16 protein-coding genes are annotated in these 14,164 nt (G+C 42.1%); 7 read left to right on the forward strand and 9 right to left on the reverse strand.

What is annotated here, in order from left to right; translation table 11 throughout:
* Positions 1–128: 128 nt before the first annotated feature.
* Together Q0081_RS12850 and Q0081_RS12855 are read left to right on the forward strand one after the other, a co-directional pair.
* Positions 129–437 carry a hypothetical protein gene (locus Q0081_RS12850; protein ID WP_298353812.1) on the forward strand — a complete coding sequence of 103 codons (309 nt, stop codon included), beginning with the start codon at positions 129–131 and terminating at the stop codon, positions 435–437.
* Between the two features lie 60 nt (positions 438–497).
* Positions 498–1,484: a hypothetical protein gene (locus tag Q0081_RS12855; RefSeq protein ID WP_298353815.1), complete on the forward strand. Its 987-nt coding sequence runs from the start codon at positions 498–500 to the stop codon at positions 1,482–1,484.
* A 72-nt stretch (positions 1,485–1,556) separates the two neighbouring features.
* On the opposite strand, the gene Q0081_RS12860 is transcribed toward Q0081_RS12855, so the two are convergent.
* The 3 genes from Q0081_RS12860 to Q0081_RS12870 are packed head-to-tail and all read right to left on the reverse strand — an operon-like array spanning position 1,557 to position 3,579.
* Complete coding sequence (locus Q0081_RS12860) at positions 1,557–2,087, reverse strand: hypothetical protein (RefSeq protein ID WP_298353818.1); 531 nt, start codon at positions 2,085–2,087, stop codon at positions 1,557–1,559.
* A 29-nt stretch (positions 2,088–2,116) separates the two neighbouring features.
* Complete coding sequence (locus tag Q0081_RS12865; protein ID WP_298353821.1) at positions 2,117–2,656, reverse strand: hypothetical protein; 540 nt, start codon at positions 2,654–2,656, stop codon at positions 2,117–2,119.
* 35 nt (positions 2,657–2,691) lie between these two features.
* Complete coding sequence (locus tag Q0081_RS12870) at positions 2,692–3,579, reverse strand: OmpA family protein (RefSeq protein WP_298353824.1); 888 nt, start codon at positions 3,577–3,579, stop codon at positions 2,692–2,694.
* Positions 3,580–4,005: 426 nt separating this feature from the next.
* Here Q0081_RS12870 and Q0081_RS12875 point away from each other — a divergent pair, with 426 nt between their 5' ends.
* A complete protein-coding gene (locus Q0081_RS12875; RefSeq protein WP_298353826.1) occupies positions 4,006–4,329 on the forward strand; it encodes a hypothetical protein in 324 nt (107 codons plus the stop codon).
* 96 nt (positions 4,330–4,425) lie between these two features.
* On the opposite strand, the gene metF is transcribed toward Q0081_RS12875, so the two are convergent.
* Positions 4,426–5,385, reverse strand: a complete 960-nt coding sequence (gene metF / locus Q0081_RS12880) for a methylenetetrahydrofolate reductase [NAD(P)H] (RefSeq protein ID WP_298353828.1) — start codon at positions 5,383–5,385, stop codon at positions 4,426–4,428.
* 174 nt (positions 5,386–5,559) lie between these two features.
* Between metF and rplS the strand changes: the two genes are divergently transcribed.
* Together rplS and dapF are read left to right on the forward strand one after the other, a co-directional pair.
* A complete protein-coding gene (rplS, locus tag Q0081_RS12885) occupies positions 5,560–5,919 on the forward strand; it encodes a 50S ribosomal protein L19 (RefSeq protein ID WP_298353831.1) in 360 nt (119 codons plus the stop codon).
* Between the two features lie 228 nt (positions 5,920–6,147).
* A complete protein-coding gene (gene dapF, locus Q0081_RS12890; RefSeq protein ID WP_298353834.1) occupies positions 6,148–6,948 on the forward strand; it encodes a diaminopimelate epimerase in 801 nt (266 codons plus the stop codon).
* A gap of 128 nt (positions 6,949–7,076) precedes the next feature.
* On the opposite strand, the gene Q0081_RS12895 is transcribed toward dapF, so the two are convergent.
* Positions 7,077–7,388, reverse strand: coding sequence for a rhodanese-like domain-containing protein (locus Q0081_RS12895; RefSeq protein WP_298353838.1), 312 nt, complete (start codon positions 7,386–7,388; stop codon positions 7,077–7,079).
* A 69-nt stretch (positions 7,389–7,457) separates the two neighbouring features.
* Here Q0081_RS12895 and Q0081_RS12900 point away from each other — a divergent pair, with 69 nt between their 5' ends.
* Entirely contained in the window at positions 7,458–7,655 is a 198-nt protein-coding gene (locus Q0081_RS12900; RefSeq protein ID WP_298353841.1) for a hypothetical protein, read from the forward strand.
* Between the two features lie 4 nt (positions 7,656–7,659).
* On the opposite strand, the gene Q0081_RS12905 is transcribed toward Q0081_RS12900, so the two are convergent.
* From Q0081_RS12905 to Q0081_RS12920, 4 genes are all read right to left on the reverse strand, one after another.
* Positions 7,660–9,039, reverse strand: coding sequence for an alpha/beta fold hydrolase (locus Q0081_RS12905; RefSeq protein WP_298353843.1), 1,380 nt, complete (start codon positions 9,037–9,039; stop codon positions 7,660–7,662).
* A gap of 84 nt (positions 9,040–9,123) precedes the next feature.
* Positions 9,124–9,555, reverse strand: coding sequence for a hypothetical protein (locus tag Q0081_RS12910; RefSeq protein ID WP_298353845.1), 432 nt, complete (start codon positions 9,553–9,555; stop codon positions 9,124–9,126).
* A 42-nt stretch (positions 9,556–9,597) separates the two neighbouring features.
* Complete coding sequence (locus tag Q0081_RS12915) at positions 9,598–10,596, reverse strand: M28 family peptidase (protein ID WP_298353853.1); 999 nt, start codon at positions 10,594–10,596, stop codon at positions 9,598–9,600.
* 42 nt (positions 10,597–10,638) lie between these two features.
* Positions 10,639–13,791 carry a putative Ig domain-containing protein gene (locus Q0081_RS12920; protein WP_298353848.1) on the reverse strand — a complete coding sequence of 1,051 codons (3,153 nt, stop codon included), beginning with the start codon at positions 13,789–13,791 and terminating at the stop codon, positions 10,639–10,641.
* Positions 13,792–13,870: 79 nt separating this feature from the next.
* Here Q0081_RS12920 and Q0081_RS12925 point away from each other — a divergent pair.
* Positions 13,871–14,164, forward strand: a 294-nt coding sequence (locus Q0081_RS12925) for a hypothetical protein (protein ID WP_298353851.1), incomplete at its 3' end; no start/stop codon positions are given.

Genomic DNA, 14,164 nt, shown 5'->3' on the forward strand with positions numbered 1-14,164 from the left:
AAATACAAAAAAATATCGCCTGCTATGAAACAAGGCTTGACAAAACGTATCTATTCGCTCGAAGAAGTGCTCATGATGAGACCTTTAATGATTGCCATAACTTAGTGTTCCAGTACCAAACCGTTACTATGTGGAAAATTCTCCTCTTTGCCATTGGTCGGAAATTCAAAGCCAAGTTTACCAACGCAGACTCTACCATCGGCTTTGTGCTCACTATTTTATACGTTCTGTTTTTTCTGTTCAACGGTGTTACGATTGGTTTTTTAATGGACAAGTTGGCAGATTCTGATACTGCCAAACTAAGCGTGGCAGACCTTATCAAAGGCATCAACCTCTTTTTTTGCGGGTTTATGGTATTGCTTTATTTCTTCCCTTCGTACGAGTACCGCGCTAAGATTGTTTCCAAAGCGTACCCTATCGGCTTTAATCAACGTTAGGCCATCAATTTCCTTTATGATCTGCTAAAACCAACTCATTTGGGCATTTTAGGCAATTTTGTGATTATCAATCTCCTATCTACTGCCTATACCAACCTTGATTTTATAACTTCTCTGCTGCTGTTTTTTACCGTTTTCATAACACTTCAAAATTTCAAGGCTTTACTGGAAGGCAGTCACCGAAACAAGAAGGTACTCTGGTTGGGATGGTCATCGTTTGCCGTCATTGGCGGAGTATTGTTTACCATTGGTGATTTCAATAGTTATCGCCAACTTAGTTTTGGGTTGACAATTTTTCTCTGGCAATTGATTTTGGCTCTTAACCTTGAAAAACAAAGCGTTGGAGCCTCCAATCAGTCCAATTTTTTAGAAAAATTCACACTGCAATTAGGAGGAAAATCGCCTGTATATTTGGCATTTATAAAAAACAACAAAACCCGCACCTTGTTTTTAATACAAACGGCCATGAAGGTATTTTTTACGTATTTTATACTTCAAGTTGCCCAAAAAGGGACGTTTGGCAGTGGTTTTGACTTTGTTTGGATGCTTTATCTTTGTCCTCTGATTGTGTTTACTTACTATGCCAATAATTTATTCGGGTTTTACCGAGAAATCTGGCTCAATACACACCTTAAAACTCCCAAAAACGTCTATAAAGTTTTCGCTCAATTGATAACAATTCCTATTTTGATTGATTTTATAATTACGGTGGCAGTGGCTGAAATAGCAGGGATAATGAATGATGAACTACTTATTTTCTACGCAATTACCACCGTCGCTCTATTTTTCAACGGTTTGTTTTTCTCCATTTACCGTCCTTTGTTGGTAGAGCAAGCCATCACTTTCTCTCGCATGAGTGGTAATACCAACGGTTGGGCAACGCTGAGTAGTTTTATGATCATAGGCATCACTACTTACGCTGTCAAATACCCCATCGCCTTGGCCTTGTGGCTTTTCCTATTAGCCGGGACAATTTGGGCTATTCACAACCATATACATAAAGATAACCGCCTGATGTACGGACTTTACAGGAAATTATTCTCTTAAAGTGAAAGTTCAAATCACAAAAAAAGCTCCGAATAGAACGGAGCTTTTTTACAGTAAACTGCAAACCATAAACTATTCCAATCGCCCCTTATTCAATTCGTCCTGCCATTTTTTCAGCTCTTCCCATTTGCTGTCGCGGGCAAGAGCAGACTGCTGCGGCCACGTACTCGAGTCATGGATCTGAAACCGTGGACCGGCAGCATGTAATATTTCTTTGATACGTTCGGGTGCCGTTGATGCCAATTGCGCAAAAGTTATAATTCCCTCGTCATTGAGCAATCCTTCAATTTTTGGCCCAATGCCTTCCACTATTTTAAGATCATCGGCAATCACAGGGGTAACAGGAACAGCGGCTATGTTCGCTACCGGCACCGTCACGACATTAGGTGCAGGTGCAGCCGCTACTGCTACTTTACTTTTTTTGCAATCGTTAAGTTCAATACGACGAGCATGAATATCGGCATGAAGCCCTTCCATTTTAAGGGCAAACGTGCGGCGACCCAGCCACCAACCGATATAGGCGGCCACTGCCAGCAACGCAATGGCTTCAAAGCCAGCCCTCCAGAAATTTTGACTCAAAGGAGTCACTTGTAATATAATCATGGTGATTGTTCAGTTTGAAAGTAAAACCATTATTCTTTGCGGCCTTTGTTGAGTTCATCCTGCCACGCTTTCAACTCCTCCAACTTACCGTCGCGTGCCAAGGCAGATTGCTCAGGCCAGGTTGTTGGGTCATGCATTTGAAAGCGGGTACCTGCTGCCACCAATATCTCTTTGATTCGTTCAGGAGCCGTAGCTGCCAACTGAGCAAAGGTCAAAATCCCTTCATCATTGAGCAATTTCTCAATTTTAGGCCCAATGCCTTCCACTATTTTCAAATCGTCGGGGATAACCGGCACGACTACCGCTACCCGCTCAGGTGTCGGAACCGAAATCGTTACAGCTTCGGGGATGACAACAGGAGGCGGCGTTGTGGCCACTGCCACTTTTTTGCTTTTTTGACAATCATCTACTTCGAAGTCAAGAGCGGCAAGTTCAGCTTCTAATTTTTCGACTTCACCTTTCCGAGTAAGGTAACCGATAATGTACCCCAGTACAGCCGATACGACCAACATCAAAATATGTTGCCACCACGCATCGCCGAATTCCAATGGATTAAAATGTCCGTACATATAAATTCTGTTTTGAATGAGTGAATTAAAAATAATTACTGCACCACGATACTTACCCTGCGGTTTGCCTTGCGTCCTTCAGGAACATCGTTGCTGGCTTTGGGTTGCGTTTCACCTTTAGCATCGGTCACCAATTGCTCGGTTGCAATACCGTATTTTATAAAAGCTGCCTTGACGCCTGCCGCACGGGTACCTGACAAAGTCATGTTTCTATCATCAGCTCCCACATTATCTGTATGCCCGGTCAATGACATTTTTTTGCCTTTATTGGCAGCTAAATAGTTCTTTGCTTCTTCCAAAAACTTCTGATTGTCAGCCGTTTTTATATACTCTGCACTACCCGTTTTGAAATAAAGATCCAAAGGCTTGAATACATCTTCGTATTTCTCAGCGGCCGCCAGTGCTTCCTCGGTTTTAGGAATCAATAAGCTGTCAAATCCAAATTCTGCTCCATGGGTAGAATCTTCGGGACTAAAAGCCAAATCCACCAACTTACTTGCCGTACCCAGTTGCCCGGCCGGTACGCCTCCCTGAATAAGGTATTGCTTTATGGCATCAGCCCGTGCTAAACCCAAGTCAGCAAACGACGCGGTATTCTTCTCTACCGATGAGTACAGACCGGTAATCGTCACTTTACGATCAAGATTTCCTTTAAGATAGATTGCCAATGAGTCCAGTTCTTTTTTGACGTTAGCGAAGTTTGGATCAGCTACTGACTTTTTGAAGCCAAAATTAGTCGATGAAACCAAATTTAGTTTTTCCCCATCAATAATACTGAGCGGGGGAACAGCATAATCGGGCACAGTGACTGCAGGCGCAGGCCCGTCGCACAATTGTTTGATTTTACAAACGTGCCAGTATGTGGATCCGCCTATCCAGCCAATAAGCAGAATCCAAGCAAGCGTTTTGACACCTGAAGACATAGAGGTAAAGGGAGTTGAATGAGAGAAAAGAAGCTATCTTACTTACGACGGTGAAAATAAGTATAAGTATCACAAAAACAATATTTTCTTCAATTTTATTCATCTTGGGATTTACAATAGAACTTTTTTCAGACAAAGTATTCAAAAATCATTACATATAAAACAAAATTAAATTTTGTTTTATATGTAATTTAATCAATTTTTCGTATAATTATTTTAATTCAAATGACTTATTTTAAGTAAAAATTAGAATTATATTCTGTTTTATCCAAATTCATCAACCGTTCATCCTGCAAAAAAATCCTTTCATCCTTTTTCACTTTCCCATGTCCCCTTATTGCTGCACCTTTGCAACGTCATCAAAGAAACAGATGATAAAACAGCCAACAACAAGTACTAAATCGTTAAATTTAAAAAAGTACCACTATGAAAACTTTCATGATTATCGCTGCCTTAAGTGTTTTATCACTTGGCCAAGTCGCTGAAGCTCAAGATGGAAAGAGCGTTCGCACCCAAACTCAAATTGTAGAACAAATGATGGCTGCGTTGCCAACGCAGGATAACTATACGGAGCCTAAAGTTATTTTCTCAATTGCTGATTTACGCATGATTTCAATGCTTCCTATTAAGGATGAAAACGTAGAAATGCCGAATCTTGCAGAAGAAAAAACAGCCGTAGCCCACACACCCGTTCTTACTCCTGCTACTCCAAAAGTAGAAGTAAAAGCTACAAAAATTGGGGAGAAATAGGTTTGCCAATTGCCGACAAACTACAAATCAACAATTGTAATTAATAAAAAAAGCCGCTCGAGAGCGGCTTTTTTTATTGGTAGATTTTCCGACGTACTAAAAAAGTTGCGAAGCAATCTTATAAATATTATCCGATTTGCCCATCGTATAAAAATGCAATACCGGTGCCCCAAACTCAATCAATTCACGGCACTGCTGAGTACACCACTCAATCCCGGCTTGTTTTGCGTGCGCGTCATTTTCGCAGCTTTCTACGGTTTTCACAAAATCTTCCGGCATGTGCAGGTAAAAAATACGCGGCAAAATATCCAGTTGTTTTTTAGTAGAAAGCGGTTTCAAGCCGGGAATAATGGGAACGGTAATACCTTCTGCCCGACAACGGTTCACAAATTCAAAGTACTTGCTGTTATCAAAAAACATCTGCGTCACGATATAATCGGCACCGTGTTCTATTTTTTTCTTTAAATAGTCGACATCAGTGTCTAAATCCACGGCTTCAAAGTGTTTTTCAGGATAAGCCGCCACTCCAATGCAAAAATCCGTTGGAGAAAGGGGGTCCGCTTCCTCATGCAGGTATTGCCCTTTGTTCATGTTGGCAACCTGTTCTACCAATTGGCAAGCGTAAGAGTGTCCGTTTGTTCTGGGTTTGAAGGTTTTATACGGCTTGGCCGGGTCACCGCGCAATGCGAGCACATTGTCAATTCCTAAATAATGCAAATCCATCAGAAAATCTTCGGTTTCCTCTCGGGTAAATCCTCCGCAGAGCACGTGCGGTACGGCGTCTACGCCAAATTTGTGCATGATAGACGAACAAATTCCAATCGTTCCCGGGCGTTTTCGGGTCACAATCTGCTTTATGGAGCCATCCAGTTGGGGCCTTTCTATGTATTCTTCGCGGTGATAGGTTACGTCAATAAACGGTGGTTTAAAGTCCATCAAAGGCTCGATATTGCTCAACAACTCCTTGATATTGTTTCCTTTCAACGGCGGGATTACTTCAATTGAAAACAAGGTTTTCCCATTGGCCTGTAGAATATAATCGGTAATTTTGGTCATGCTGTCAGTAGTTTGAGCGACAAAGATACATAAGCCAATGATTTTGTGGCCTTATAAGTTGTATTTCACCGCAGGAAAGACTACTTTTACGGGAAATTTTTTTGATAAACTCGCTTTTCTGAATGACGGTCGATAAACCGTCCGCTGAGATAAGCTCCAATTCCGATTAAAACAATGACTAATGAGTTAATCAAGCTGGTAGATTCTGAATTTTCCGGCAGACGCGACGCTATCCCTGCTTTCGCAGCAGGTGACACTATCAACGTTCACCTTAAAATCATCGAGGGTGCTAAAGAACGGATTCAGGTATTTACCGGAACTGTGATTCAGCGCCGCAATGTAGGCAGCAACGGTGAAACTTTTACAGTTCGTAAAATTTCAAATGGTGTTGGTGTAGAGCGTATTATTCCGATTTTATCAACAAGTATTGACAAAATCGAAGTAGTTCGTCGTGGTAAAGTACGTCGTGCGCGTTTGTTCTATCTTCGTGGCAAACAAGGTAAAGCCGCTCGTGTTAAAGAGAAGAAAAAATAATCTCTTTTATCGACCGGTTATAAAAAAGCTGTCTTCAGAGGCGGCTTTTTTTATACTTAAGAATGTAAGTCTGAGCTTTCTAAAAAATGAGTTCTTTATACCTGAGCAAATGTGTGAATGATGGGGCCGCCCGTGCGGCAAATAACGGAAACGTCAACCGCTTCTGTGCAGTGAAATTTGATAGCTAATTCACTCATTCACAATTCACTAATTCACAATTACCCCGCAATGTCAACTCTTCCGATTTCCATCAAATTTTCAAAATATCAAGGTACCGGCAATGATTTTATCATGATCGATGACCGTGCCGAACAATTTCCGGTCAGTCAGCCTTTGATTGAGTTTTTGTGTCATCGCCGCTTTGGTATTGGCGCCGACGGCCTTATTCTTTTACGAAATGCCGAAGGCTATGATTTTCGGATGGTATATTTCAACGCCGATGGTCGCGAAGGAAGCATGTGTGGCAATGGCGGGCGCTGTACGGTGCGGTTTGCTCAGGATTTGGGGCTTTTTGAAGAAAACACCACCTTTATTGCCGTAGACGGAGAGCACAAAGCCGTCGCTTGTGAAGAAGAGATTTTTCTCAATATGAGCAACGTTTCCGGCAGCCAACAGGATGCAAAGGATGATTTTCTCAATACCGGCTCACCGCATTATGTGACTTTTTCAGAAAATATCGAAGAAGTAGATGTAGTGGCAGAAGGAAAAAGAATCCGTTATGGAGATGTGTATGGGCCAAAAGGAGGAACTAACGTTAACTTTGTTCAGGTACTGGGTGAACAATCGCTTTATGTACGCACTTATGAGCGCGGTGTAGAAGATGAAACGTATTCCTGCGGTACGGGCGTAACTGCCTGTGCATTGATGGCTTACCAACGTTTAGGAATGGCTGAGCCCATCAGCGTCAAGACCAAAGGAGGCAATCTTCGGGTATCATTTGTCCCACACACCGACGGTACTTTCGACAACATTTATTTGATTGGACCTGCCGTAAAAGTTTTTGAAGGGATTTTCAGCGTAGAAGATTAATAAATAGTCGGCAGTCCATAGATTTGTTAGTGTATGAACAGTGAACTGCTGGTTATGGAATATTAATTGTGGACTACTTTTATAATGGCAATTCCGTTGACCATGGACTATCGACCGTGGACTACAAACTACTCCACTTCCAATATTCCTCCTTCGAGGTGGTAAATTTGCTTTTGCAGAAATGATTCGGCGCGGCAGTAATCTTTGGCCGCAACCCGCGAACGCGTACCGTTGGTACAAACCACGATGATATTTCGAAAAGGCAGTAATTCAGCGCGACGTTCCCGAATATCAGCCAAAGGAATGTTGATACCGCCTACATTAAATTCCTCAAACTCCCAAGGTTCACGTACGTCCACCACAATGGAATCGGGATGGATTACCATCTCTTCCAATTCAGTTAACGAAATATCGGTGTATGTGTTCAGTTGATTTGCCACTTATCCTTTTTTCCTTGATTTACAAAGAGATACAGGTTACTTTCGTCTTTCACTTCAATGATTCAATAAATGAAAATTATCGTTTTGGCACTTATTTTAGCCTTGACTTCCTGTGGTCAAAATTCATCTCCCGAAGGGCGGTTATCTATTAAAATGGATGCGATGCATCAAGAAATTGACAGCTTGAAGAAACAAAATACAATGATTCTGGATAGCCTCAACAAAATGAATCAAAGTCTTCAAAAGCTAAAGCAGTCCGGTAAGTAATTTTTTACTGCTGTTTCATCCAATTGACGGTCATCTCAACGATTTCCGGATTAAAATTTTGAGGGGCGTGTTCAATGTATTTTCCTGACTTGCGAAGTTGTTTGGATTCTTCAAAAGACTGAACTTTAATCAGAGATTCATCCGTTCCCTTCAAAAACTTATACGTCCCCTTACCGGGCCGTACTTCATTGATGAGTTGAGCAATCATTTGCGAGGATTCCGAACTAATGGCCTGCCCGTCAAACTCCCCATAAATGGCCAAGGTTGGCACCGCAGCCTGCGCCCAGGTCTGGACTAAATTCAGGCGATTTAAATCCGAAAAAAAAGTCGAAGAGCGGCCAAAAAATGTACCTTTATAATAAGCCAAAGGGTTTTCTTTGGAAGTAAGAATTGCCTCAAAATCAGGGTCTGTGAACAAATCGCTCGCGTTTCGCCCCTGCACCAGCCATTCGTAAAGCAACGGAGTAATCATTCGAGTATTGACCTCCACCGATTGAAGGGGTTCTTTGTATAAGACAGGACGTTTCCGAAACACATCCAGCATGTGCTCAAACCAAGGCTTTACTACCGCACCATACACCATGATGCCCCGTGGTTTGAATTTCGCTTTTGCCGCCAACAAAGGGGCTGCAATCCCCCCCAGAGAATGTCCAAAAAGAAAAATTTGTGTACTGTCGATATATGGCAGTTTTTTGAGAGACGCAAGCGCATTTTGAAAAGCCATAAGCTCTTCCAGATAATTGAGACGAGCGCAATCTTTGGTCCCTTCACTTTCCCCTACTCCCGGTTTTTCAACTCGTACAACGGCGTAGCCTGCTTTTACCCAGCCATCTACCATTTTTTTGATGGGCGACAACGAATCCTTGGAAAAGTCGATGGAGCCACACGTATAATCCTGCAAATAGAACACCGTTGGAAAACGCGCGGCTCCGTAAGGCTTATGCACAATGGTTCGTAAAAAACCCCGACCATACCCCACTTCTCCATAAGCCACTTCTCCAAATGAGGACTCCCAGCGACCCTGCAATACCTGTCCAACCACGCGAGTCTTGCGTCGTCCACGAATGAAAGTAATAGCAATGGGTTCTTCTTCGTTCAGTTCTCGTTCTAATTTCTTAAAATCAAGTAAGTCAAGCGAATCCATTTCGTTGATTGCAACGATAATATCATCAACTTGAATTCCCAATTTGGCAGCGGTAAAGTTGGGTACAACACTTTTTACCAAAATACCCTGCGTATTCGGAAATTTTAAGGTTTGCAACAAGGAATCAGAAGCTTCTACACACTCAATTCCTAAAGTACCTTTGTGCCGCAGATGCTGGGCAGAAGTGTAAAAAGCTGCTAAAAGTGTAAAAATGAGCCCAAAGCTGAATTTAAAATGCATCTGAATTAATGAATGGTGAATGAGTGAATTAGTGAATGAAATTCAGACAAAATCTTTGAGTCTCTCTTATTCATCCACTTTTTCTTACAAAGGTCGTGCCTGAAAAGTGATTTCGGAGAGTAAACCTACGGCATTGAATCGTAAAATTACTTTTTGAGCTCCTGATTTTTGGGTAATATCGTTACAATGCACACCTTTTTCCAAAAAATAGACGTAAAATTTTTGATTCCTAGCCCCCAACTGATGGATATCCGGCTTTCCAAATAGTTCTCCAATTTCGTCAATGGGCTTTCCAAGAATTTCGCTTTCGATTTTTCTAAAATCTCCCATCAATGTTTTTCTGATCTCCTTACAACCACCACGGTCGCCGCGCCATTTAACCAAATCCAAGTTACCTATTCGGTCGGGGGCAGAAGAACAGGAGAAGGTGTAAAATGTAAAGTGCAAAGTGCAAAGTAAAATCCCTGCACGGTAAAATGTAAAGTATAAAAAGGGGAACGTTGAACGGATTTTCATAGGGGAGAAAAAACTATAAACTATAAACTGTGGACTAACATACTACTGCTCTTGGTACAGTGCCTGCAACAACGTTTGCCCAACGGCTTTGAGGGTATTGGGGTCTATGTTGCGCATGTCATCTTCGTGCGTGTGCCAATCATCAAAAAAAGTTTTTTGGGGATTATTCATTTGGAGATGAATAATGTCAACCATCGGTATTTTAGCCGTTTCGTTGACGGGTAAATGATCGTCAGTAATGGCGGCACCATCCTGTTGAATAAAATAAGAACTGTAGCCTAATTGACTCGCTAAATTCCAAAGGTTGCGCGTCACTTCACCCGCGTATTGGTTTGAAAAAGACTCTTTAGGGAATGTAGCCCCTTTTGCTCCCACCATATCCAACAGTACGCCGTAGTACGCTGAATAATTGGGAATGTGTTTATTGGCAGCCCAATACTGAGAGCCCAAACAAAAACCCGTAAATTTATCTTTAGCCACGGCAGAATTCCCTCCATCTTCTACGTCAAAAAATAGCAGATCAATACCTACTGTGGGTTTTTGAGCCGCCTGTTGTATGATTCGGGCCAATTCGAGCAATACTCCTACTCCACTCGCTCCGTCGTTGGCACCGTCTATGGCACCCGTTTTATTGGTAGGATCTTCATCCGCTACGGGGCGACTGTCCCAGTGAGAAGCCAACAGAATTCGCTTAGTAGCCTGAGGATTAATACTTCCAATGATATTTCGGGCGTTGAGTTTGCTTCCATCGTAGTGCGTAGCCGTAAATTTTTGTTCGGTCACACTGCAACCGAGTCGTTTCAATTCAGCCACTAAATAATCTCCGCAACGCGTATGAGCCGCCGAATTAGGAACACGAGGGCCAAATTTGACCTGCTTTTCAGTATAAACATACGCAGAATCTCCGCTGAATACAGGTGCTTTGACCAACGTATTCGTGGTTTCGCTTTCAGTAGTTTGTTCCGAAGAAGTGTTGGTTTTGCAATTCCAAAACGTTGAAAATAGAATGACAACAAAGAACCACTTGGTATTTTTGAACATAGAATCGTAAAATAGGATTTTAAACTTTGCAAAAGTAACCATTTACTGCTTCACTATTTTAACGACTTTCTGTACTATTTCATTTTGAATTACTTGCAGCAAATAGGTTCCGGCGGAAATTCGAGAAGAAGTAAAGTTCAAATAAGCCACTTTATCTATAATCAATATTTGTTTTTCCAATAGAGGCAAAGCCTGTCCCGACAAGGATACAACTTTGAATGTCAGTGCATTAACATCTATCGTATCGGGCAATTTTATATTACATACATCTCCGAAAGGATTGGGATATACTTCCCAATCAGACAGGGGTTGCGTTGTTTGAACTTTAAAATGAATGGTGGAGGTACTTACCTGCACGGAGTCATTAAAAGCGGTAGCTTCCAGTGTATAGCTCCCAACGATAGGTACAAAACCCGTTTCTTCATCAAATAACGAAAACGGAAATCGCTCGGCAGTGACGGTTTTTTGATAGGGACCGCTCAATTTGAACGTAACTTTCTTAGCCGGAGCCTCGCAGTTTGCATATATCGTAATGCGATCAGGAATGGTAGACTCCAATAGTACATCTCTTTCCCGAAGCGGACCAATGAGTCGTCGGGTGCCTGCTTTTCCTGCCTGTATCAACTCAAAAGTAATGGCAGCATAACGTACTTCTATCTTAAATGTAGTGGAAGTGAAAGTTTCGTCATCATCCACTGCACGCAGTGTGATAGTATAACTGCCTGCTTGTGTAGCCAATCCCGAAATTTCATTGTTTTTAAAGGTAAGCCACGCCGGCAAATTCGGGGTCTCGATTCGATCTACATAGCCATTGGTATCGTAAAAAAGCGAATCGGGTATTTTATAAGAAAATTTCTGGGTTACAAACAGTTGTACATCCGAAATTTGATAGCGTAATGTAGGAGGCGTGTTTAGATTCCCGCGTACATCTACCGTAATCACAAAAGGCGTTTCGACCGAGTCCCCACCGTTATCGAAAGCTCGAATACCCAGTCGATATATTCCTACCTCTGTGGGTGTACCGCGCAATTCTGTACCATCGAACGTAAGCCACGAAGGCAATCTAACGGCTTTTAGTTTGGTAATTTGCCCGTCAGGGTCGCTGAAAAACGTTTGCGGAATTTTGAATTTGAAGGCTTTGTTTTGCGCAATGACTTTTTCGGGCAACAGCTGTTTAACTATCGGCGGACGGTTAATAACTTTTACTTTAAAGGCTGTTTCCACAAAAGCACTATCATCGTCATACCCCCGTAAAGTGACGGTAAATGTGCCTTGTTCCTGCGGATAAGCAGAAAACTCTTTGGAATTTACGGTCATCCACGGGCGTACCCCAATCGCCTGCACACGCGCAATGACTCCATCCGGATCATCAAAAATATCGCCCTGAAATTGATAATAAATGGATTGCTCTAAATAAGCCTCAAAATCAGGTATTGTGCGTTTGACAATCGGTTTTGCGTTTACGTTCGTTACTTTAAAATTAAAGTTTGTCAGTACCGTAGCCCCCTCATCGTCGGTAGCACGAAGGGTAATTTTATTGTCGCCCAACTGGTCAGGTATAGTCCCCGAAAAAACACCGTTACTAAAACTAAGCCACTGAGGTTTTTCGGTTACTTCAATGTTCACAATGTCTCCGTCAGGGTCGGTAAAGACGTCTTTTGGAAGGGTATAACTGTATGATTTTCGCGGTTTTCCAGCTCTGTCCGTGATTGGATTACTGACCACCGGATAGACATTGACCAATAGAGGTTTCCAATAATCTTCACTTAAAATATCCTCGTTCAGCTGCACATTTACGTAAGCCGGGTTGAATTTAGGAGCTTTGATTTCCCATTCTTTTTCCACACGGGCAGCTGTCGAATCGAGCACATCAGAAACTTTATAATTCATAGTAATCTGGGGTACTATTTCCCTAAGCGGGCTATTCCGCCACCGCGATGCTACCGGCTCAAACACATTCCGCAAGTTGGGGTCAGGGATGCTTGCTACCATAGTAACCACTTTGCAACCACCTTCAAAACAATCATTAAAGTGCCGAATCAGTACATCCGTTGAATAACCGGTGAAAAAAAATGTTTCGTTCATTATCCATTTCCCTGCGCTATTACTGCGCAGTACATCGGCAATAAAACGATGACTCCAAAAAGGGTCGTTATGTACTTTTATTCCATCCGCATTTTTGTCAAGGCTTTTAAATGCAATGGTTCCCCGAACGGCCGATTGAGCATCTGTCACAGCCCCAAATTCATTCACAATTTTGTAGGATGAATTAACCTGTTTGATGATACTGATACTTTGGTCGATATAGTTTTTAAGCTGAAGGTGGGTAAACAAATACCAATCCTTGCCAGCTCGGGTTTGATAGGCAGGCAAGGGCTTGTAAGCCGTACCCGGAGGTCTTACATCATTTAACGTACTGAACTTAGTACCCCACAGATAATTGAGTTTATTAACGCGTTTGTACTGTTGACCTATCCAAATTTTAAAAGCATCGGTAGCCGGTGCGGAATAATCAAAGCCAGTTGCGTATACTTTTTTATAGTCACCATCCAATTCCGTTTCATAATGGTAACCTAACTCCTGAGTGGGAGTATTAACGAAGGTCACGTACAGGATTTTTCCCTGACTTTGATACGAATTGTACCGTTGACACACTTCTTTGATAAAACTTTGGGATTTAGTCACCGTTGGCGCATGAGCAAAACTAAAACAAGTGCGTCCGTAGGCACCCGAAAGCGGCCTTCCCAAATCATCGTTCATGGTTTCTTTGGAAGTCCAAAATCCCGCAAGTCGATCACTTTTCCTCCCTACCATGATTCGCAGGCCAACTTTTGCTCCCAAACGCGTTATAAGTTCAATTTGTCGGTCCGGTTGTCGCCAATCGGCCACAGAAGTGGATTCTTTATAAACCTCGTCCCAATAGACGGTAAGCACCACTAAGTTGCACCCGTAGTTGACCGATTGCTCTATAATATCTTGGGCATAATCAGGTTCAGAACTCAAATTTAGCATTTGTAGGCCCACATATCGTTGTCCGTCGTCAGTTTGAGCACGAATAAAATCAGAGGCAAGAAGTAAGAAGTAAATACATACCAAAGCCTTTTGGATGAGATTTCCAAAAATTCCTTTTCGGCAGCACCCTAAATCACAAATCGTACCGCTACGGCGCACCGTTCCTATTTCGTAATTTATCATTATTCAATAGTTTGCAAAGGTTTGGGTAAAAAATAAAAAGCGTTAAATTGGGTTTACCACAACACCAACAACGCTTTTTATGGAGAGTATAGCCCTCGTGAGTGCGATATTAGCAAAGATGCCTAAAATAGGCAAATGGCAGCGCCAATTTATTACCCATTTGATACCATTATTTATGAGTATTAAGGGTAGAATCAATTTTATGCAGATGTCAAGATTTGGCACATATAGTATGACAACTTATCGGAATCAACTCGATAAACCTTTTCCATTTGGCGAGTTCAATGCTGAACATATTCGTCAAAAAGGGACGGGTTATCATGCCATACTATTTGATCCAAGCCATATTCGTAAAAGTGGCAAACACACCTTC

This window comes from Runella sp. (assembly GCF_027484545.1).
Classification (GTDB): Bacteria; Bacteroidota; Bacteroidia; order Cytophagales; family Spirosomataceae; genus Runella.

Excerpts from the sequence above, each read along its gene's own strand:
- Q0081_RS12850 (WP_298353812.1), top strand. The coding sequence starts at position 129 with ATGTGGAAAATTCTCCTCTTTGCCATTGGTCGGAAATTCAAAGCCAAG.
- Q0081_RS12860 (WP_298353818.1), bottom strand. The coding sequence starts at position 2,087 with ATGATTATATTACAAGTGACTCCTTTGAGTCAAAATTTCTGGAGGGCT.
- Q0081_RS12865 (WP_298353821.1), bottom strand. The coding sequence starts at position 2,656 with ATGTACGGACATTTTAATCCATTGGAATTCGGCGATGCGTGGTGGCAA.
- Q0081_RS12870 (WP_298353824.1), bottom strand. The coding sequence starts at position 3,579 with ATGTCTTCAGGTGTCAAAACGCTTGCTTGGATTCTGCTTATTGGCTGG.
- Q0081_RS12875 (WP_298353826.1), top strand. The coding sequence starts at position 4,006 with ATGAAAACTTTCATGATTATCGCTGCCTTAAGTGTTTTATCACTTGGC.
- metF (WP_298353828.1), bottom strand. The coding sequence starts at position 5,385 with ATGACCAAAATTACCGATTATATTCTACAGGCCAATGGGAAAACCTTG.
- rplS (WP_298353831.1), top strand. The coding sequence starts at position 5,560 with ATGACTAATGAGTTAATCAAGCTGGTAGATTCTGAATTTTCCGGCAGA.
- dapF (WP_298353834.1), top strand. The coding sequence starts at position 6,148 with ATGTCAACTCTTCCGATTTCCATCAAATTTTCAAAATATCAAGGTACC.
- Q0081_RS12900 (WP_298353841.1), top strand. The coding sequence starts at position 7,458 with ATGAAAATTATCGTTTTGGCACTTATTTTAGCCTTGACTTCCTGTGGT.
- Q0081_RS12905 (WP_298353843.1), bottom strand. The coding sequence starts at position 9,039 with ATGCATTTTAAATTCAGCTTTGGGCTCATTTTTACACTTTTAGCAGCT.
- Q0081_RS12910 (WP_298353845.1), bottom strand. The coding sequence starts at position 9,555 with ATGAAAATCCGTTCAACGTTCCCCTTTTTATACTTTACATTTTACCGT.
- Q0081_RS12915 (WP_298353853.1), bottom strand. The coding sequence starts at position 10,596 with ATGTTCAAAAATACCAAGTGGTTCTTTGTTGTCATTCTATTTTCAACG.
- Q0081_RS12920 (WP_298353848.1), bottom strand. The coding sequence starts at position 13,791 with ATGATAAATTACGAAATAGGAACGGTGCGCCGTAGCGGTACGATTTGT.